The sequence below is a fragment of the Paenibacillus rigui genome, assembly GCF_002234615.1.
Taxonomy (GTDB): Bacteria; Bacillota; Bacilli; order Paenibacillales; family NBRC-103111; genus Paenibacillus_S; species Paenibacillus_S rigui.
Window position 1 is genome coordinate 15,374 of sequence record NZ_NMQW01000035.1, and the last position, 20,987, is coordinate 36,360.

Annotated in this window: 19 protein-coding genes; 17 read left to right on the forward strand and 2 right to left on the reverse strand. The window is 52.4% G+C overall.

Annotated features, from left to right (window positions below; translation table 11 throughout):
* The first annotated feature begins 86 nt into the window (after positions 1-86).
* Complete coding sequence (locus CF651_RS22490) at positions 87-824, forward strand: class I SAM-dependent methyltransferase (RefSeq protein WP_094017126.1); 738 nt, start codon at positions 87-89, stop codon at positions 822-824.
* An 11-nt stretch (positions 825-835) separates the two neighbouring features.
* On the opposite strand, the gene CF651_RS22495 is transcribed toward CF651_RS22490, so the two are convergent.
* Positions 836-1,204, reverse strand: a complete 369-nt coding sequence (locus CF651_RS22495) for a DUF4180 domain-containing protein (RefSeq protein ID WP_094017127.1) — start codon at positions 1,202-1,204, stop codon at positions 836-838.
* A gap of 409 nt (positions 1,205-1,613) precedes the next feature.
* Between CF651_RS22495 and CF651_RS22500 the strand changes: the two genes are divergently transcribed.
* Both CF651_RS22500 and CF651_RS22505 read left to right on the forward strand, forming a co-directional pair.
* Positions 1,614-2,639: an NADH:flavin oxidoreductase/NADH oxidase gene (locus CF651_RS22500; protein ID WP_094017128.1), complete on the forward strand. Its 1,026-nt coding sequence runs from the start codon at positions 1,614-1,616 to the stop codon at positions 2,637-2,639.
* A 341-nt stretch (positions 2,640-2,980) separates the two neighbouring features.
* On the forward strand, positions 2,981-3,991 hold the full coding sequence (locus tag CF651_RS22505; protein WP_094017129.1) for an IS1595 family transposase: 1,011 nt from the start codon (positions 2,981-2,983) through the stop codon (positions 3,989-3,991).
* A gap of 40 nt (positions 3,992-4,031) precedes the next feature.
* On the opposite strand, the gene CF651_RS22510 is transcribed toward CF651_RS22505, so the two are convergent.
* Entirely contained in the window at positions 4,032-4,454 is a 423-nt protein-coding gene (locus CF651_RS22510; protein ID WP_094017130.1) for a SpoIIAA family protein, read from the reverse strand.
* Positions 4,455-4,590: 136 nt separating this feature from the next.
* Here CF651_RS22510 and CF651_RS22515 point away from each other — a divergent pair, with 136 nt between their 5' ends.
* From CF651_RS22515 to CF651_RS22580, 14 genes are all read left to right on the forward strand, one after another.
* Positions 4,591-5,475 carry a class I SAM-dependent methyltransferase gene (locus CF651_RS22515; RefSeq protein WP_094017131.1) on the forward strand — a complete coding sequence of 295 codons (885 nt, stop codon included), beginning with the start codon at positions 4,591-4,593 and terminating at the stop codon, positions 5,473-5,475.
* A gap of 307 nt (positions 5,476-5,782) precedes the next feature.
* Positions 5,783-6,886, forward strand: coding sequence for a glycoside hydrolase family 88/105 protein (locus CF651_RS22520; protein WP_094017171.1), 1,104 nt, complete (start codon positions 5,783-5,785; stop codon positions 6,884-6,886).
* A 243-nt stretch (positions 6,887-7,129) separates the two neighbouring features.
* Positions 7,130-8,152, forward strand: coding sequence for a LacI family DNA-binding transcriptional regulator (locus CF651_RS22525; protein WP_094017132.1), 1,023 nt, complete (start codon positions 7,130-7,132; stop codon positions 8,150-8,152).
* Positions 8,153-8,433: 281 nt separating this feature from the next.
* Complete coding sequence (locus CF651_RS22530; RefSeq protein ID WP_094017133.1) at positions 8,434-9,462, forward strand: LacI family DNA-binding transcriptional regulator; 1,029 nt, start codon at positions 8,434-8,436, stop codon at positions 9,460-9,462.
* Between the two features lie 184 nt (positions 9,463-9,646).
* Positions 9,647-10,969: an extracellular solute-binding protein gene (locus CF651_RS22535; protein WP_094017134.1), complete on the forward strand. Its 1,323-nt coding sequence runs from the start codon at positions 9,647-9,649 to the stop codon at positions 10,967-10,969.
* A 96-nt stretch (positions 10,970-11,065) separates the two neighbouring features.
* Positions 11,066-11,923 (forward strand): carbohydrate ABC transporter permease, encoded by an 858-nt coding sequence (locus CF651_RS22540; protein WP_094017135.1) that lies wholly within the window; start codon positions 11,066-11,068, stop codon positions 11,921-11,923.
* A 16-nt stretch (positions 11,924-11,939) separates the two neighbouring features.
* On the forward strand, positions 11,940-12,767 hold the full coding sequence (locus tag CF651_RS22545) for a carbohydrate ABC transporter permease (protein ID WP_094017136.1): 828 nt from the start codon (positions 11,940-11,942) through the stop codon (positions 12,765-12,767).
* Between the two features lie 30 nt (positions 12,768-12,797).
* Positions 12,798-13,826 carry a sialidase family protein gene (locus CF651_RS22550; RefSeq protein WP_094017137.1) on the forward strand — a complete coding sequence of 343 codons (1,029 nt, stop codon included), beginning with the start codon at positions 12,798-12,800 and terminating at the stop codon, positions 13,824-13,826.
* Between the two features lie 26 nt (positions 13,827-13,852).
* Entirely contained in the window at positions 13,853-14,770 is a 918-nt protein-coding gene (locus tag CF651_RS22555) for a dihydrodipicolinate synthase family protein (protein WP_094017138.1), read from the forward strand.
* Between the two features lie 21 nt (positions 14,771-14,791).
* Positions 14,792-16,585, forward strand: coding sequence for an L-fucose isomerase (locus CF651_RS22560; protein ID WP_094017139.1), 1,794 nt, complete (start codon positions 14,792-14,794; stop codon positions 16,583-16,585).
* A gap of 73 nt (positions 16,586-16,658) precedes the next feature.
* The gene (locus CF651_RS22565) at positions 16,659-17,135 is read left to right on the forward strand and encodes a NanQ anomerase/TabA/YiaL family protein (protein ID WP_094017140.1); all 477 of its coding nucleotides are present in this window, start codon (positions 16,659-16,661) and stop codon (positions 17,133-17,135) included.
* 343 nt (positions 17,136-17,478) lie between these two features.
* On the forward strand, positions 17,479-18,873 hold the full coding sequence (locus CF651_RS22570; protein WP_094017141.1) for a phytase: 1,395 nt from the start codon (positions 17,479-17,481) through the stop codon (positions 18,871-18,873).
* A 165-nt stretch (positions 18,874-19,038) separates the two neighbouring features.
* Complete coding sequence (locus CF651_RS22575) at positions 19,039-20,055, forward strand: LacI family DNA-binding transcriptional regulator (protein ID WP_179232936.1); 1,017 nt, start codon at positions 19,039-19,041, stop codon at positions 20,053-20,055.
* 28 nt (positions 20,056-20,083) lie between these two features.
* On the forward strand, positions 20,084-20,977 hold the full coding sequence (locus tag CF651_RS22580; RefSeq protein ID WP_094017143.1) for a protein-tyrosine phosphatase family protein: 894 nt from the start codon (positions 20,084-20,086) through the stop codon (positions 20,975-20,977).
* Positions 20,978-20,987: the final 10 nt, after the last annotated feature.

Here is a 20,987-nt window from a genome sequence, read left to right on the forward strand (position 1 = left end):
TTCTCTATAATGATACATTCCATTGATAGAACGGGTCGGAGAGTGGTACGTTAAGGGGAACAAATCATACTCAGGAGTTGGGTGCCGTGAAGCAGAATAAGTACGATGAAGTCTCATTTTTTGAGAAATACAGCCAAATGCCCCGTTCAATTGGAGGACTGCAGGCTGCAGGGGAGTGGCCCGCTCTCCGCGCGATGATTCCCGACCTGCGGGGGAAAAAGATTCTGGATTTGGGCTGCGGCTTTGGCTGGCATTGCCGGTATGCGCGTGAGCAGCAGGCCCGGTCGGTGCTGGGGATCGACTTGTCGGATAACATGCTGGAGCGAGCCAGAGAACATACGAACGATCCGGCGATCGAGTATCGCCGGATGGCGATTGAGGACATCGATTTCCGTGAACCGGAATTCGATGTAGTCCTAAGTTCGCTTGCGCTGCACTATGTTGAACGCTTCGACCTCGTTAGCCGGAAAGTGTATCATTGCCTTGCCGCGGGAGGCTCGTTCATCCTTTCCGTCGAGCATCCGGTCTTTACCGCACTGGCTGCGCAGGATTGGCATTACGGTCCTAACGGCGAGCGGCTGCATTGGCCTGTTGATCACTATCAGGATGAAGGCTTGCGCCAAGCGAGATTTCTGGATCATGACGTTATTAAATATCATCGTACTTTCTCCAGCTATATCCATGGGCTGGTCGACGCGGGCTTCAGCATCGAGAAGCTTTCCGAGCCTCAGCCGACGCCGGAAGTGGTAGCCCGTGTTCCCGAAATGAAGGATGAAACCAGGCGTCCGATGTTCCTCTTGATTGCAGCGCGCAAGCCGGCTTGAAGGAACGTGGGCTAATCCAGCTGGTGAAGAGCTTGCAATGCCTTTTGCTCCTCTTGTAAAAAGAACACCTGCTTGCCGTTGTTGCATTCGTATATGAAGTCTTTCAGGCTCTTGCTGTCGTAGACATCAAAATCCCCTACAATAGCAAGCTTCACTTGATAGTTCACATATTTTTGCAAAATTTCGCCTGCCAGTCTGGTTTTCAGCTCGAAGAAATCCTCCGTCAGGTTGGATTTCCGAATCATGATTTTGTAACAATCGTGGCTGTATTGGACGGAAGCCATCAAATCTAACGCATCCTGAACATCACGGATGAGGATATCGGGGCTTTCTACGATGGCGACCTTGGAAACGCCTTTTTGATCCATTATTATCTTCATGTTTATTCCAGCTTTCCCAGTAAAATAGTTGAATTCAACAATTTTAACATAGTCAGCAGCTTTTGTAATGCACTTCTATGGGAGAGCGCCGGGTTATCCGGACGCTCTTTTTGGCTTTAATGAACGCGGTTGCTCGTCTTGAAAGGCCTCGTAAAGGTTTTCCTGCGTGAAGGATGCATAAGCTTGCAAGGAAAGGTTATCCTTGGTAGTGGAACAGGATCGGGACCTCTAGGGCGTGCTTCGGGACGAATATAAAAGGTCGCTAAGGCATCTCTATCAAGCAATAAGTACCTTTCGGAAACTATGTTACAAAAATGTCACCACTTCCTTTTTTATAGTTAATGTGTTTACAATAGCAGCAGGGAACAAAGCAAATAAAAAATTCAGGTTTCCCAGAGGAGAGATCATCGTGCCGAATCATTTGTACACCCCATTCAAGCTCAAAGGTCTGGAGTTAAAGAATCGAATCGTCATGCCGCCGATGTGCCAATATTCCGTTGAGGCCAAGGACGGTACGCCGACGGACTGGCATTTCGTTCACTATACATCCCGTGCCATTGGAGGCACAGGACTCATCATCATAGAGATGACCGATGTGGAGCCGGACGGCCGGATTTCCGACTATGATCTGGGACTGTGGTCGGATGAGCAGATCCCCGCGTTCAAGCGAATCATCTCTGAGGCGCATAAATATGGAAGCAAGGTAGGTATTCAAATCGCCCATGCCGGCCGAAAAGCGGAGGATGCCCCGGTACCTGTCGGTCCTTCGGATATTCCGGTCACCCCGTCCAGCAAGAAGCCGAGAGCTTTGACCACGGAGGAAGTGAAGGCGATGGTCGGTAAATTCCAGGAGGGTGCCCGCAGAGCGGTAGAAGCAGGCGTTGATACACTTGAAATCCATGGAGCTCACGGCTATTTGATTCATCAGTTCCACTCCCCTGCCATTAATAACCGTGAAGACGAATATGGCAAGGATTTGGCCAAATTCGGGGTAGAGGTTATCCAGGCTATCAAGGCCGTAATGCCTGAGGATATGCCGCTGATTATGCGAATATCCGCCATCGAGTACATGGACGGAGGCTACGATCTGGAGCACAGCATCGAGATTGGGCGTAAATATAAAGAGGCCGGCGTCGATATGTTCCATATCAGCAGTGGAGGGGAAGGACCTGCCGGCGCAAGAAAGCCGGGAAATTACCCGGGCTATCAGGTGCCTATGGCCCGCGCGTTCAAGCAAGCGCTGCATGTGCCGGTGATTGCCGTAGGCAATCTGGACGATCCGAAGCTTGCGGAATCGATCATCGCCAATGAGGATGCCGATTTGACCGGTGTCGCGAGAGGGATGCTCCGCGATCCTTACTGGGCCCTCCACGCCATTGCAGAAGTGAACGGCAAGGAAGCGATACCCCCGAAGCAGTATGAAAGAGCTTATTAAGCAGCCCGGCTGTCCTGAAAAGAATACATCGCTCGCGTCATTCGTAGGTTAATCCCAAAAAGGCAGGGACTTCTGCAAGAGAGCGCTGAAAAACGAACGGAGTGGACGGAATCGTTCTGTAGAAGCGTAAGCTTACAACAGCGATCGGCAGAACGATCTGTACACGAAGCCGTAGCTTTTTCAGCGGCATCACTTCAAGTACCTGCCTTTTTTGGGGTTTATGTTGGCCATTGCCCCCCTCTAAGTTTATATAAAAAGGCTCTTTTCTGAAATATTGTTGCTATTAGAGAGCCTGTGATTAAATAGAACCAGAACATTCGTTTGTAGGGGGCTGACTCACAATGAACTGGCAATCTGTATTCGGTGATTTTAGTGATTTAACAAAGTCTGAGCAACATTCATTATTTCAGGCTATTAGAGATACGTTATTTTTAGAGCCGAAAGATGATATTGCTAATATGGTTGGAGAAATTCGGGAAGTTCGTTTTAGCAATGGTTTGGCTTGTATTCACTGTGGAAGTGTTGGCATCAAACGAAATGGAAAGTATCGTTCCCGTCAAAGATATTTATGTAAGGACTGTGGGAGGACATTTAATGACATGACCGCCAGCCCTATTTCAGGAACACATCACCCTCATAAATGGCTGAAATACTTTAACATGATGGTTGAAGGCGTTCCACTGCCTAAAATTGCAGAAGAATTAGAAATCCATATTTCAACTGCTTTCTATTGGCGGCATAAGATATTAAACGCCTTGCGTTCTCTTGGGTTTGCGAAGCTAAGAGGTATCATTGAAAGTGATGAAACTTACTTTCTGGAAAGCGATAAAGGTAAGAAAGACGTAACTCATCGTAAACCCCGAAAGCGAGGAGGGAAAGCGAAGAAGCGTGGTATCAGTTCAGAACAAATAAGTATTGTTGTTGCTCATGACCGTAATGGTAACGTATTATCCAAAATGGCAGGGCGTGGACGAATCACTGCTGATGAAATCGACCACTCTCTTGATGGATTCCTTGATGAAGAAATTGTACTTTGTTCAGATTCAGCCACTAATTATAAAGCATTCGCAAAAAAGAAAGGCATACCACATGAGATATTAAATGCCCATAAGGGCATTCGTATAAAGAAAGGTGTTTTTCTTATCCAACACGTTAATGCCTATCACCGGCGGTTAAAGAAATGGATGGAACGCTTTAATGGTGTGGCTACGGAGTATATAGACAACTATTTGTTTTGGTTTCGTTTTTTAGAATTGCACAAGCAATTGGACAAGAATCTGCGAAGAAAAACAATGGTGTTGGAAGCTTGTAAGCAAGTGAATTTTATGACAACGGCAACATTACGGGCATAAAAAAACCAGTTGATTGAGAGCAACTGGTTCAATAAAGGTTTTATATTGGATATTCATTCAACCAAATTAATGCTTGTTCATAATCATCAAAAAATTTTACAGATTCTTTTGTATTGGATTGTTGTAAATAATTCATTATCTCCCCTTCTTCAAGGAGAAACGCAATTGCCTTACTGTGATTCAAAATGGTTTCATTGAAGAACTTATCTTTCCATGCTTTTTGAACAGAAAAATGATTTGGCGTGTATCCTTTTCTATCCACCAACAATTTGTATTTTCGACCCTCGGAAATGAATTGCTGACAAACCTGCTCGAAGCCATTAAACCATTCATAAACATCATCTGTTTTAATCTTGCCAATTAGATGGGTAAAAATTACATCTCCTGAAACTGTTGTGCTGATATTCTGTTTACTCAACTTGGAATCATCTCCCTTAATTACAATTATGCGTAAAAATCTCATAAAATCAATAAGGATTCTTACGCAATAAAGCAACATTATTTACGAAAAGAGCCTATAAAAAAGAACGCTTGCTTTTTTATATAATCACGGATATCATATATCTATGAAGTATGTATTATGGAGAGGGGATGCAAGGATGGATTTTGCTGAATTGTTCGATCCTGAGGTATGGGAAAAGGCATGGAACGAGGACCCGCATGGCTTCGCATCAAGGATGCGTTCGGCCGGTGTAGACCCTGTGCACTCTTTTGATCACAAAGCGGAGGCATTCGACCGTCAGGCCTTCAGTGAAGAAGGCATCCGCCGGCGGAACCGGATTATGGGCTGGCTGGAGGAGGGGGGCGTACGGTTCGAGGGGGCCTCGGTTCTCGACGTCGGAGCCGCATCGGGAGGATTTTCCGTTCCGTTCACAGAACGGGGAGCCAAGGTGACTGCCGTGGAGCCGAACGGGCCGCTCTCCACGCTGCTCGAAGCCAACAATGCGAACAGAGTACAGGGACGCATTCATCTTGTGCGAGAGCCGTTCGAGCGGATCGATTACGCATCGCGCGGCTGGGAGAAGGCATTTGATCTTGTGTTCGCTTCGATGTGCCCGGCAGCCTCCAACTGGGAGGGTATTGAGAAGCTGATCGGCTGCGCAGCACAATTTTGCTATATCAGCACGTCGGCCGGCCCCCGGGAGCACAGCTTGACAACGGAGGTGCTGCCCCTCCTAAGGAAGGAGCCGACGGAGACGGAACGGTCGGATATGGGTTATCTGATGCAGCTCCTGTTTGTAAAAGGCTACGCCTACCGGTCTATTGTTACGCGGGAATATACGGAACGGGAAATGTCCCATGAGGCTGCCGTGGCTGAAACGATGCAGGAGCTGCGGCATCGCTACCTGTCTGCGGAGGAGCGGAGCCAAGACATCGTCAACGACTACGTGCGCCGCACTTATCCGAACGGCAAGGTTGCGGTTCGCAGCGGCGGCCGCTTCGGCAAGGTGCTGATCCAGCTAGCGGATGAGCGAATGAAGTGAGGAAGCTGCTCCCTGCTGAAGTCGGGTCTGCCCGGCCAGGCGGGGCTTGGCATGAAACGGATTTGTTCAAAGAAGCTTCCTTCGGGAAGAGGCCACTGAAAAACGGGCGGAGTGGACGGAAACGTTCTGTAGAAGCGTAAGCGTTCGCCTTTGTCCCCGGATTTTGACCGCTATAAGCGGGTTGAAATGGATAAAATCCGGGGACAACAGCGATCGGAAGAATGATCCGTCCATGCAGCTGGAATGGATGTATTTCATGCGGATATGCATTATAATGGATAATTATACTCCAGGAGGTGCACCGCCGTTGTCCTATCCTATGATCCAGCGTCTAAAAGAGCAGTATAAAGAAAGTGAGAAATGGTATTCTTTAAGATGGCATTATATTGAAAGCTGCATTCTGAAATCGTATCAGGACAGCTACAAGCAGTCTGGGAGTGAGGCAGACTATCTTTTTGTCAAACAATTTATCGACCGTCTCTACAATACGGAGGGGAGCATTCCGGTGATCGACGTAACGTACTACAGCATCGATCAAATCCGTATGGCGACGGTGCTCTTCGGGCTTTATGAGAAGGAGCGGGATCCTAAATACAAGCGCGTGATGGATCAAATCTACAATCAATTGAAAACGTATCCAAGAACAGAAGCCGGCAGCTTTTGGCATAAGGAAAATTACCCATATCAGGTATGGCTTGACGGATTGTATATGGGTCAGCCCTTTTATGTTCAGTACATTAAGGAATTCGGCGAGGTGAAGGATTACACCGATACGCTGAATCAGTTCGCGAATGTGCGAAAATATATTTATGACATCGGCAAGCACCTGTATGTACATGCTTATGACGAGAGCCGCGCCATGTTCTGGTGCGATAAGGAGACGGGACGTTCGCCCCATGTGTGGGGACGGGCTGTAGGCTGGCTGGCCATGGCGCTGGTTGACGTACTGGAGCAGCTGGAAGGAGAGCCGGCCGATACCGATTCACTGAAGGCAATGCTGAAGGAAACGGTGGAGGACATGCTCGTTCATCAGCATGAAGAGGGCATGTGGTACCAAGTTGTCGATCACGCAGGCGAGCCGGGCAATTATTTGGAATCCAGCGGGACCCTGATGCTAGCTTATGCGATGCTCAAAGGCGTGCGTCTCGGTTATCTTCCGCAGCAACATGCGGCCCGGGGTCGGCTGGCCTTCGACGGGACGGTAAGCCGCTATGTGCGGGAGGGAGACGACGGCGAGGTGCTGCTGGGCGGCATTTGCCGGAGCGCGGGGCTCGGCACGAATCCGGACACAGGCATTGTGCGGGACGGAACGTACGAGTATTACACGCAGGGGGAGAAGATTGTCGAGAACAACGGGCACGGCGTGGCGCCGCTGCTTATGGCGTACAATGAAATGCTGCGCTTAGGGTAGGCAGACCTTTGTAGGTCACACCTGACGCTTTGTCTCTTACGCGGCCGTACGAGATGCGGTCCGGGCGGTGCCGCTTGTCCAATCGGGCGGGTTCAATCTGTACCGGATCGCCCTATGGAATGGGGAGCTGCAGTGGTTGACACGTGCAGTATCGGCGGGTAAGATGAAAAAACAATCTTGAGTTGATTCTAATCAGGCGTCATGCCTGCCGCGGATGATCTAAGTATCGGGGTGTACTCCATAATGGCCAGTATTAAAGAAATCGCCCGGTTGGCGAATGTTTCCCAAGGGACAGCCTCTCTCGTGCTGAACGGCAAAGGCGAGCAGTACCGGATCTCGGCCGCTACGCAGCAAAAAATATTGGAAGCTGCGCGCGAGCTGAACTATCAACCGAATATTTCGGCGCGCCGATTGCGCAGCGGCGGGGAAACCGTGCTGCCGATTATTGCGCTGTTCTGGGCGCTGGATACGCGGACCGTGCTGATCAGCCGATTTTTAAAAGGGTTTCAGCACATGCTGAGCTCCATCGAGGGTGAGTATGAGCTGCTCATTCAGCCCTACGTCGGCAACCAGCTAAGCGAGGTCCGAAGTTTGGTTACCGGTACCCGGTTCAACGGTGCCGTCATCGCTAATCCGACGGAGAAGGACGAGGCGTTCCTGGAGCAGGCGCAGCTGAACGTACCCATTGTCCTGTACCAACGCGGCTCGGAGAAATATGCGTCCGTCAATGTCGACAGCTTCAAAAGCGGCGAAGCCGTTGCACAGCTGTTCGCTGACCGTGGGCACCGCAGCATCGGTGCGATCGTGCCCGATGTATCGTCCAGAGCGATCAGGCTGCGCAAGGAAGGCTTTTTGTCCAAAGCGTCGCAGCTTGGTCTGGAGGTGCGGCCCGAGCATGTCGTGTTCGCCGAGTTTTCCGAGCACGGCGGATTCGACGGAATCAAGCGCCTGCTGGATCAGCAGGGGGATCCGCCTACCGCTTTGTTCGTCATTAGCGATCAGATGGCCGTGGGCGCGCTGTCCGCTCTGCATGAGCTCGGCAAAAGCGTGCCGCAGGACATGGAGCTGGTCGGACACGACAATGACGACGTCACGCAGTTCACCATCCCCCCTTTATCCACGGTACACTTGCCGGTAGAAGAAATGGCAGGGGAATGCGTGAAGTTGCTGATTGATCTTATGCATCACAAGGTCGCGGGAGCGACCGCCCGGTGGATGGATACGCACATCGTTTTCCGCAAATCATGCGGGGCTGCGGCGGAGTAAGGCATAAGACATAAGGTATACAACCGATATAGTTAGAAAGGCAAGCTCTTCATCGACATTCCGTCGAAGGAGAGCTTATTTTTTTCACCAATCGCTGAATGCCGTCGCTCATCTTCGCGAGGCTTCGATAGAGGTTTTTTCATGCGGGGTTATTGACATGAAAGCGCTTGTGAAATATACTAAAAACGTATTAGCAAAACGTATTAGCAAAACGTATTAGCAGCTGGCGTCAGTGGGGTATCACAGCATAGCTTACTGCGTTTCGTAATGGGGTGTAGGGAATGGCCAGCATTAAAGAGATTGCACGGCTTGCGAATGTCGCCCAAGGGACAGCCTCTATGGTGCTGAATGGCAAGGGAGATCAATACCGTATATCTGCCGTGACCCAGCAGAAGATTTATGAAGCCGCACAGCAGCTGAATTATCAGCCGAATATTTCGGCACGACGGCTGCGGAGCGGCGGTGAAACCGTCCTGCCGATTATCGCGCTTTTCTGGTCGCTGGATACGCGTACGGTTCTGATCAACCGGTTTCTGAAAGGAATTCAGGACTGCATTGTGTCTTTGGACCAGGAGTACGAGCTGCTGATTCAGCCGTATGTGGGTACGCGGCTGCACGAGGTGCGGAGCTTGTTGACGGGGACTCGGTATAACGGTGCCATTATCGCGAATGCGACGGAAGCGGATGAGCAGTATTTGGAGCAATCCCAGCTGATGGTCCCTGTTGTGCTGTACCAGCGCACGTCCGAGAAATACAGCTGCGTCTATGTTGACAGCTTCAAGACCGGCGAAGAGGTGGCACAGCTATTCGCCGACCGAGGACATCGCAAGGTAGGCGCCATCGTCCCGGGACTTTCTTCCAAAGCGATTCTTCTAAGGCTGGAGGGGTTTATCTCCAAGGCCAAGGAGCTGGGAATGGAGCTGGCCGGAAATCATACGGTCTACAGTGACTTTTCCGAAGCAGGAGGCTATCAAGCGGTACAGCAGCTGCTTGCAGCCGGAGAACCGCGGCCGACAGCCGTATTTTCGCTCAGTGATCAGATGGCCGTAGGCGCTTTGATGGCACTGAATGAAGCGGGTCTTCACGTGCCGGATGACATTGAGCTCATGGGGCATGATGACGACGACGTGACACGCTATACCATCCCGCCGCTATCGACAGTTCACCTGCCCGTGGAAGAAATGGCTGCGGAATGCGTGTCCCTGTTAACCGACCTGATGCAGCATAAATCGAAGGTGCAAGCCGGGAACGTATTCAGATCCCATATGGTGCTGCGCCAATCCTGCGGAGGCGAGGGTCGCTTCCCGTAATCCGTAACCTGTACTTGCGGGGAACGATGATTTTAAAAGAATGCAGCTTATTTACTGAAAAAGAAAGCGCTTTAATCCAAGCGCAGCCTGACGCACTTGCTTAACAGCCGCCGGCTTTGGACATACAAGGTTACCGGGAAGCGGGCCGCTTTAAGACATAGAAGACAATTGGGGAGGTTTTTTTATGAAATTAAAAAGATGGTCTGCGATTCTGGCTTCAACAGCACTAATGACAACCGTATTCACAGCATGTCAGAGCGGCGGTGAAAGCCAACAGGCAGCGGCCGGCTCCGGGGCTTCCGCTAGCGGTCCGGTCAAAATCGATTATTGGGGAGGCTGGACAGGACCCGACCTCGATACGATGAAAGGCCTTGTTGATAAATTCAACTCGGAGCAGAGCAAGATTCAGGTGGAATTCACATCCATGCAGTGGACGCCGCTGTTTGCCAAGTTTTTGACCGAAATGAAGGGCGGACACCCGCCGGATGTGCTCGCTATGCATCCTTTTGAATTGGGGCAGTTTACCGAGATGGGCGTGCTGGATACGAAGCCGGTTGAGAACGCGAAGCTGAACAAGGCGGATTATTCCGAGTTTGCCTGGAACGGCACCTACTATAAAGGCAAGCAGTATGCCATTCCGTTGGATGTGCACATGCACGGGGTTTTCTACAATACGGATTTGTTCACCAAAGCGGGATTGAGCGCGGCACCCAAAACCGGGGACGAGCTGATTCAGATGGCACAGAAGCTGACGCTGGACAAAAACGGCAAGCATCCGAATGAAAGCGGTTTCGACGAGAATAACATTACGCAGTACGGGCTCGGCTTTAATATGAACCACCACGCGTTCTACCAGGCCTATGCATTGATTAATCAGCAGGGTAACAATCCTTTCACAGAAACAATGGGCAAGCTGGAGCTGGATGAGCAAAAGGCGGCGAAAGCATTCGGCTTTCTGGAGGATCTGATTTTTAAATACAAGGTCGTACCGAAGGGCGAGAAATCCCCGGTAGATGATTTCATTACAGGCAAAGTGGCTATGTTCGTGGACGGCCCTTGGCAAACGCCCAAGCTGGAGGCGTCCAGCATCAAGTGGTCGAGCGCGCCATACCCGAAAGTATTCGACAAGCAGGCCGCATGGGGGGCCGCAGAAATTTTGACATTCCCTGTGAATGAAAAGGGCGATCCGAACAAAAAAGCGGCAGCTATCGAATTTGCCAAATGGATCGACAAAAATTCCAGCGGCTGGGCGAAATCCGGACAGCTGCCATCGAACAACATCGGGATGGAAGCGGCGAAAAAGATGGCCGGACGGGAAGCGTTCGTGTCCAGCTTGGGCAATGCCGTCCTGCTGCCGGCGCATCCGAAAGCGGCGCAGCTCTTTTCCAGCACCGCGCCAAGCCCGATTTTGACAGCGGCTCAGGACGCGGTACTGAACAACAAAAATCCGTTGGATATCGCCAAGCAGCTGAAAAAGGACATGGATCCGATTCTGGCGGATAAATAACGGAAACCTCTTTACGGTACGGCCGGTTCCGCCGGCTGTACCCGTTTTTTGCCTACGGGGCAGAGATCTTATTTTCCGCGGAAGGGTTGTAGACTCATGAGAAAACAAGGCAAGATCGCGGCGTTGTTCTTATTACCCTACTTACTGATCTTCGTCGTTTTTCGCTTCGGGCCGAGTGTCGCCGGGCTGTTCGTCGGCTTTTTGAAATGGAATATTGTCGGCAAAGCGACGTTCGCCGGCTTGAACAACTTTACCAAGCTGTTCCGGGACCCGATATTTTATACCGCACTCATCAATACGCTGAAATTTCTGCTGATGACGCTCCCGCCGCTCGTCATTCTGAGCCTGCTGCTCGCGGTGCTGCTGAATCAGAAGCTGCGCTTCCGCAATACGGTCCGGACCATCTCCATTATTCCATACGTGCTGATTCCTGCGGTCGTAGGGATTATATGGAACTGGCTGTACGATAACAACTTCGGTATTTTGAACTACTATTTGAAAGCAATCGGCATCGCGCCGGTCGAGTGGCTGACGAACGACAAGTATGCGTTATTTTCCGTTGCTATCGTTACCGTCTGGTCTTATATGGGCTACAACATGATATTGTATCTTGCCGGATTGCAGGACATTTCGAAGGAGCTGTACGAGGCGTCGACGATCGACGGGGCCAACAAGGTTCAGACGTTTATGAAAATTACACTGCCCTTGCTGAAGCCGATAACGTCCATGATCATTACACTCACCCTTATCAATACGATTCAGGTGTTCGATCAAATTTTCGTAATGACGAACGGCGGACCGGGAACGGCGACGCTGACGCTTGTTCAATATTTGTACGGCACTGCATTCCAGAATTATAATCTCGGCTACGGCTCCGCACTCGGTATCGCCATTTTGGCTATTCTGGTCGTGATGGTGCAAATCCAATCCAGGCTGCTGAAGCTCGATGAGTAGGGGGAGGGAAGGAAGTATGTACGTAAAAAAACTGCTCGTTTACCTGATCATGGCGGTTACCGCTATCATCTTCATGTTCCCGCTGCTCTGGTCGTTCATCTCCTCGCTGAAGCCGGAGGCGCAAATCATCAGCTATCCGCCCAAATGGATTCCGGATCAAGTGACACTTAGCAACTATACGACCGTACTGCAGAAATACCCATATCTTAGCTGGATGGGCAACAGCGTATTTATTACTGTGGCATCGACGGTCTTTGTCCTCGTGCTGACGACCTTGGCCGCCTACGCGTTCGGCCGGCTGCATTTCCGCGGCAAAAAGCTGATTTTCACCTTGGTCGTTTCGATGCTGCTCATTCCGATTCAAGCGTATATCGTTCCGTTGTTTTTGCTCGTATCCAAGCTGGGCATCCTTAACACGTACTCCGCTATCATTCTCGTGGCCGGGGCTAACGTGACCAGCGTGTTTATTCTGACGAGCTTTTTTAAAGGCATTCCGAAGGAGCTGGAGGAGGCCGCACGCATCGACGGCTGTCAGGACTTCGGTATTTTTGCCCGGATTATGCTCCCGTTATCGAAGCCGGCAATTTCGACGGTTACGATTCTCATGTTCATTACGAACTGGAACAACTTCCTATGGCCGTTGATTGCGATCCGCGAAAATACGCTGAAGCCGCTGACGGTGGGCATCGCCCAGTTCATGGGCGGGGCGAACTCGACGGCGCAGTTTCAATACGGCACCTCGTTAGCCGGGGCCTGCATGGCGATCATTCCTTCGGTCATTGTGTTTCTGGCGCTGCAGCGCTACTTCGTAGAAGGCATTGCCAACACGGGGATTAAAGGCTGACATTTCGCATGAAGAGGGAGGCGGAGAAACATGCTCACACTCGAGGCTAAGGATTTGATTTTTCAACCTGCCAATCAACCGTTCGCCAGCTGCCATGCTTCGCATCTCGCTGTTCTCCCGAACGGGGATGTGCTGGCGGCCTGGTTTGCCGGCAGCAAGGAAGGGGCCGGGGATGTAGCCATTTGGGGCTCCAGGCTGCATGACGGCCGATGGACAGAGCCGCGTGTGCTCGCGGATGAGCCCGGCCTGCCCCATTGGAACCCGGTGTTTCATCTGAACGGCAGCGGCGACCTGCTGCTTTATTACAAAGTCGGACACCTGATCAAGCAATGGTACACCCGGGTCATGGTCTCCAAGGATGGCGGCCATTCCTGGTCCGAGCCGGCAGAGCTGGTTCCGGGAGACCGGGGCGGACGGGGGCCGGTGCGCAACAAGCTGCTTGTGCTGGCGGACGGAACCTGGCTTGCGCCGGCATCCACAGAGGATGGCATCTGGCAAGCGGTTGTCGACATTTCGCGCGATCAGGGACGGACCTGGTCCACCAGCTCATGGGTACGTATTGAGGAATTAAACTACAACGAGATCTCCAAAGTAACCGGCAGCCCGATTCCGGTTTCCGAGCAATCGTTTGTCGGCCGGGGCGTTATTCAGCCTGCCTTGTGGGAATCTGCGCCGGACCAGGTACATATGCTGCTGCGCAGCTCGGAAGGCAGTATCTACCGCAGCGACTCGACGGATGGCGGCCGAACCTGGAGTGACGCTTATGCGACATCGCTGCCGAACAACAACAGCGGAATCGATGTCGCGAGGCTGGACGACGGGACGCTGGTATTGGCGTACAATCCGGTTGGCGTGAACTGGGGAGTGCGCACACCGCTCGTTTTAAGCGTATCGCGGGACAATGGGAACAGCTGGAGCGAAGCCTTCGTGCTGGAGGAGGGAGAAGGGGAATTTTCCTACCCGGCAATCATGGCCAAGGGCAGCCGGCTCTATTTGACGTACACCTGGAATAGGGAGAGTATCGTATTTTGCCAGCTTGTCGTGAACGAATGTAAATAAACTTTGGATCGAGAGGGAGAAGAGAGATGAGCATACGATTAGCAGAAGGGGTATGGCCTACGATGGTCACTCCGTTTACGGAGGACAATGAAATCGATTATCCCGCTTTGGGGAAAGCGATTGAATGGTATATCGACAAAGGGGTAGCCGGGCTTTTTGCCGTATGCCAGTCCAGCGAAATGTTCTTTTTAAGTCTGGAGGAGAGGGTACAGCTGGCTGCCTTCGTGAAGGAAAAAGCCCGCGGGCGCGTGCCCGTCATCGCCTCGGGACATATTGGAGATACGTTCGAGGATCAGGTCAAGGAGCTGCGGGCAATCGCGGAGACGGGGATTGATGCGCTGGTCCTGCTGACCAACCGGCTGGCGGCCGAAGACGAGTCCGATGCCGTTTGGCAGGCTAACCTGGAAAGGCTGCTTCAAGAGCTGCCCGAATCGGTACCGCTTGGATTTTATGAATGTCCGTATCCTTATAAACGGCTTATTTCCCCGGAAATGCTGAAATGGTGCGCCGATACGGGCAGATTTCAGTTTTTGAAGGATACCAGCTGCGACGTGGACAATATGAAGGCGAAACTGGAAGCCATACAAGGTACAGGCTTGAATATATATAATGCCAACAGCGCCACGCTGCTGGAGACGATCAAGCTGGGCATTACCGGGTACAGCGGGGTCATGGCGAATTTTCATCCCGAGCTGTACGTATGGCTGATGCGCAATGCGCAGACATCCCCTGAGAAGGCCGAGGAGCTGTCGGATTTCCTGAGCCTCGCTTCCTTCATTGAAAGGCAGCTGTATCCGGTCAACGCCAAATATTATTTGATGCTGGAAGGCGTCTTTAACGGGATCCACACGCGCTCCAAAAGCCATCATGATTTTACGGCGACGAACCGGCTGGAAGTGGAGCAGCTTCAACGTATCTCAGCAAAATATATACAATCGATTTAATTCCAAGGAGGAATATACCGTATGAGCCAGCATGCTATGACGAACCGTTTGCAAGGAGATCTGCCCAAAATTGGAATCCGGCCTGTCATCGACGGCCGGCGCGGAGGCATCCGCGAGTCGCTGGAGGAGCCGACCATGAATATGGCGAAGGCTTGCGCCCGGTTTTTGAGCGAAAATTTGCGCCATTCGAACGGCTTGCCGGTCGAATGCGTCATTGCCGACACGACGATCGGCGGCGTTGCGGAAGCGGCCCGGACCGCGGAAAAATTCCGCAAGGAGGGTGTCGGCTTGACCATTACGGTAACGCCTTCCTGGTGCTATCCGCTGGAGACGATCGATACCGATCCGCTGCAGCCGAAGGCGATCTGGGGCTTTAACGGCACGGAGCGCCCGGGTGCGGTGTACCTTGCTTCGGCTATGGGCGCGCATAACCAGAAAGGGCTTCCGGCCTTCAGCATTTACGGCAAAGACGTGCAGGATATCGGGGACAGCACGATTCCTGCCGATGTGCAGGCGAAGCTGCTGCAGTTCGCCAAGGCGGGACTTGCTGTTGCGACGATGCGGGGCAAATCGTATTTGGCGATGGGGACGGTATCGATGGGCATTGCAGGCTGCATCGTGGATGAGACGTTCTTCCAGGAATATCTCGGCATGCGCAACGAGTATGTCGATATGAGCGAATTCGTCCGCCGGATGGAGCGGGAAATTTATGATAAGGACGAGTACGCGCGCGCCTTGGCCTGGACGAAGGAGAACTGCCGTATCGGGGCTGACGTGAACCCGCCGGAGCTGACGCGGACAGCGGAGCAGAAGGAGCAGGACTGGGAGACCGTTGTCAAAATGACGCTGATCGCCCGCGACCTGATGATCGGCAATCCGAAGCTGGCGGATATGGGCTTCGAGGAAGAGGCGATGGGACATAACGCGATCGCCGCGGGCTTCCAAGGCCAACGGGCATGGACCGATCATTTCCCGAACGGTGACTTCATGGAAGCGATCTTGACCAGCTCGTTCGATTGGAACGGTATCCGCGAGCCTTATATGCTGGCGACGGAGAACGATAACCTGAATGCGGTCACGATGCTGTTTGGTCACCTGCTGACGGACAGCGCGCAAATTTTTGCCGATGTACGGACATACTGGAGTCCCGAGGCGGTCAAGCGCGTGACAGGACAGGAGCTGACCGGTGCTGCGGCAGGCGGCGTCATTCATTTGATCAACTCCGGACCGGCGGCGCTCGACGGAACCGGTGAGCAGCTGCTGAACGGGCAGCCGGCCATGAAGCCGTTCTGGGATATTACGGAGCAGGAGGCCAAGGCTTGCCTGGATGCGACCTTGTGGTGTCCGGCGGTCGATTTCTTCCGCGGCGGCGGGTATTCCACGGACTTTACGACACGGGGCGGCATGCCGATGACGATGGCACGCATCAATCTGATTAAAGGTGTCGGTCCGGTGCTGCAAATCGCCGAAGGCTACTCGGTCGAGCTGCCTCCGGAAGTGCACGACACGCTGGATCAACGCTCCAATCCGACTTGGCCGACGACTTGGTTCGTGCCGAACTTGACCGGAGAGGGCGCCTTCAAGGATGTATATTCGGTCATGAACCATTGGGGCTCGAACCATTGCGCCGTCAGCTATGGCCATGTTGGCGCCGGTTTGATCACGCTTGCTTCGATGCTGCGCATTCCGGTATGCATGCACAACGTGCCGGATGAGCAGGTGTTCCGTCCAACCGTTTGGACGGCGTTCGGTGTGAATGAGCCGACGGGGGCGGATTACAGAGCTTGCGCCGCTCTAGGGCCCATTTACCGGTAAAACCGATTTCATTTTGTGGTAAGATGGAAAAGTCCGGTGAATTCAAACCATAAAATGAAAGGGGAACTTTTCAATGATTTTCGGTGATATGGCTCATTATGAGCAAGAGAAGGCGACGTATTCCGGCCATATTCGCAAAGGCCTTGAAGCTATTGTCTCGATGGGCTTGGCGGAGAAGGCTGCAGGGAAGTACGAAATCGACGGCGAGCTGATGTTTGCCCTGGTTCAGGAGCTGGAGACAGAGCCGGCAGCGAAACGTCGGCCTGAATCGCACGAAAAGTACGCGGATATTCAGCTTCTGGTTAGCGGCGAGGAGGCGATCGGGGTCGCCAAGTATTCGGCGGAGCTCCCCGTACAGGAGGACATGCTGGGTACACGTGATATCGTATTTTACGAACGGGCGGACAATGAGTTCAATTTATTGCTGCGTCCCGGACAGTTTGCGGTATTTTACCCTTCCGATGTGCATCGTCCTTGCTGCAATGTGAACGGGCCGAGCGCCGTCAAGAAAATTGTCGTGAAAATTCACAAGCAATTGTGGAATGCGTAATCCTTATTGAACATATCCTCTTACGTATTTAACGAAGATGAGAAGCTCCTTGTTCCACGGAACCGGGGGCTTCTCGTTTCGTTGCGGGCAAAAAAATTTGGCTTACCATCTTTTCAACAATCCAATGGGATGATATACTCAGTTTTAAGTTAAGCGTTATACCCAACAAGAAACATACGATTGATTCAGCGCAATTGTACCCTTTCACTTGTCTTTAGCATGAAGGCTATGAAAGTATGCAAGCGTTATCATCACTCCAGGGATGGTAACCAGGAATCAATCGTTCTTTTTCCCCTTAGATTAAGCGCTTAACCTAATCTTTGTTAGTTAGGGGAGAAGAAACATGAAGCTTCTTAAGCAAACCGCAGTAGCCGCCTTTGCCGCATCGCTTCTGCTGCAAGCACCCGCATGGGCAGCGGAGGACTACGCTCCACTCAGGGAAAGTCTGCAAAAGGCCGGAGCCTCGGTTGTATGGGATGCCTCCACGAAGACGGCAGCCTTCAAGCTGTTGAACGGAACGACGGGGTCCGTTACATTGGACAAAGACGAATACAAGCTCGGCTCGAAGACCGGCAAGCTGCGGGCGAAGGCGAAGCTCGTCGACGGGGTTACCCAGGTGCCGTCGGACTTTATCGAGCAGCTAATAAGCGATCAGACCGGCAGCAATGTGCTGGATGCCGCGAAGCAGAAGGACGAGAAGCTCGTCTCCGTCACCGCGGATGTGGAGACGGCCGCTGTAGAGAGCGGAAGCGATGCGGCGGATGACCCCGCAATCTGGGTAAATCCGAAGGATCCTTCCAAGAGCACACTGTTGGCGACGAACAAGGGCGGAGGCATCCTCGTCTACGATTTGGCCGGTCAGGAGCTGTACTCGTACAAGGTCGGCAAGGTCAACAACATTGACGTCCGTTACGATTTCCCTCTTGGCGGCAAAAAGGTCGATATCGCTGCGGCGACGAACCGTTCCAGCAATTCAGTCGAATTTTTCGCAATCAATCAGGAAACCGGTGAGCTGACAAACATCAACGGCGACAAAATCAAGTCGAAGATGCATGAGGTATACGGCTTCTCCTTGTACCACAGCTTGAAGACAGGCAAGTTTTACGCGCTTATTCTGGGCAAGGAAGGCGAATTCGAGCAGTATGAAATCTTGGATAACGGCAGCGGCAAGGTGAACGGCAAGCTGGTGCGGGAGTTTCAATTGGGTACGATAGCAGAGGGGCTTGTTGCAGACGATGAATACGGCTATATGTACCTTGCGGAGGAAAATGTGGCGATCTGGAAATATGACGCCGAGCCGGACAACGGGATTCTTCCGATTGCCCGTGTCGATTCGGCTGACGGCACCCGCCTCACACCGGATATTGAAGGACTGACCTTGTATTACGGGAAAGACGGCACCGGTTATTTGATTGCCTCGAACCAGGGAGAGAGCCGTTATGCGATCTACAAGCGCGAGGGCAGCAATGACTACATCTCCAGCTTCGTTATTGCGGATGGCAGCCAAACCGACGGGACGTCCGTCACCGACGGAATTGATGTCTTGTCCTTCGGACTGGGCGACAAATTCCCTAACGGGCTGTTCGTTGCGCAGGATGATGAGAACATTACGGACGGCAAGACGATGAACCAGAACTTCAAGCTTCTGGGCTGGGACAAAATTGCGGAAGCAGTCGATCCCAAGCTCACGCAGGTGACGAACATCGATCCGCGCAAGCTGATCAAGCGCAACCGGTAGCGAATCGAAGGCCCGGTAGGTTTTCACAGCCAATTCTGGTAACGTTTCCGGAAGCTGAACAGGCTTCAAGCAGGTTTTTATTGACATATTGTAAGCGCTCTACGTACAATATTGGTAACGTTACCGGAAACGTTACCAGAACGCTTGCCGGAAAGGATGAGAGACATGGTTACGATCAAGGATATTGCCAAACAAATCGGGGTTTCCGTCTCGACGGTATCCCGGGCGCTGAACAATCATCCGGACATTAAGCCGGAAACGAAACGGGAAGTATTGGAGGCGATGGAGCGGCTTCAATACACGCCCAACGCCCTGGCCCGAAGCTTAATCAACAAGAAGTCCTATACGGTAGGCCTGATGATTCCCGATATTACGGACCCTTTCTTCGCCGCCATTGCCGATGGAGTGGAGGAAATTTTATCTGACAGCGGCTATCAGGTGGTCTATGGCAATACAACACATAAACAGGAAAAAGAAATCCGGTTTCTGAACAGTGTTATCGAACGGAAGATGGATGGCATCATCGCCACGCCGGATGTCATGAGCGAGGAAATCGTCGACATGCTGGAAAGACTGCAAATCCCGGTCGTGCTGCTGCGCAGAAGACCGCCGGAAGGGCTGAAGATCCCGGTCGTCGACGTCGATCATTATCAAGGGGCATGCAGCGCGGTCCAATACTTGCTTTCATTAGGTCACAGCCGCATCGGGTTTCTCGGTCTCCCTCCCTATTCCTTCACAGGACAGGAACGGTTTCGGGGCTATATAGATACCCTTGCCGCTCACGGTCTGGAGCCGCTTCCTAAGGAACCGCTATTTGCGGGAAGAACGATCGAACACGGCTTCAAGGCAATGGCCCGTTTGTACGAGGAAGCACCTGAGGTTACAGCCGTATTCGCTGCCAACGATATGCTGGGCATCGGCGCATTGGAGTGGCTGGCGAAGAACGGCATTCGGGTGCCGGACCGGATCAGCGTCGTAGGCTTTGACAATCTGGAGGTTACTGATCTTCATTGGATCAAGCTGACGACGATCTCCCAGCCCCGCAATCTGATGGGGAAGAAGGCGGCGGAGCTGCTGCTGCAAATGATGAAGGAGCATGTGCTGACGCATGACCCGATTTTTTTGGATACGGAGCTGATTGTAAGAGAAACCTGCGCTCCGATGAGCCGGGTAAAGGCTTAAAGAGCCGCACAAGGAGAGTGAAAGAAGGATGGAAGGCCAGCACACTGGGGGTTCGTCCCCTAAGCTTCATCTCATCGTGGAAGCGTTGAACGACGGCAGCCTGCCGAACCGGTTCCGCAAGACGCCGGTTACGGAGGAGGAGCTTTCAGGCTTGCCGGATCACTTGAACCGGTTCGGCTTTGCGGAGCTTCGTATGTCGGGCAGCGCCCAATTTTCGCATCAAGGGCTGCAGCGCATGATGAAGGAGATCGGGGAGACGCCGATCACTGTCGTTGATTTAAGGCAGGAGAGCCATGGCTTTGTCGATGGCCTCGCTGTCAATTGGTTTGGACTGCACAATGGGGGCAATAAAGGATTAACGAACCAGGAAGTGATGGTGGAGGAAAAATCCCGCTTGGACGGTTTGAGGCTCCAGGAGAGCGTCGTCTTTGACAGGGTGGAGGAAAAATCCATCAATGTGGAGGGACCCGTTGCCCACCGGAATGCCGTTCATTCGGAGGAGGAGCTTGTCGTATCCGAAGGGCTGGGCTACGCGCGCTTTTACGTCACGGATCACCACCGTCCGCCGGACAGCGAGGTCGACCGGTTTCAAGCATTTCTGGAAACGTTACCGGAAGGAACATGGCTTCATTTCCACTGCAGGGGCGGCGTCGGCAGGACGACCACGTTCATGCTGATGTACGACATGCTGCGTCACTCGCCGCATGTGAGCCTTGACGAGCTGCTGGAGAGACATACAGCGACCGGCGGCCGGGACATGTACCGACTGGACTCGCCGGACTCGCCGAAGTATGCACCGGCTGTGGAACGGCTTGCTTTTATCAAACAATTTTATGCCTACTGCTTGAGTCAAGCCGATAAGCAGCATCGAACGCCATGGTCCAGGTGGATCGCCGAACGCAATGCAAGGGAAGAACAATAATTTGTTTGGT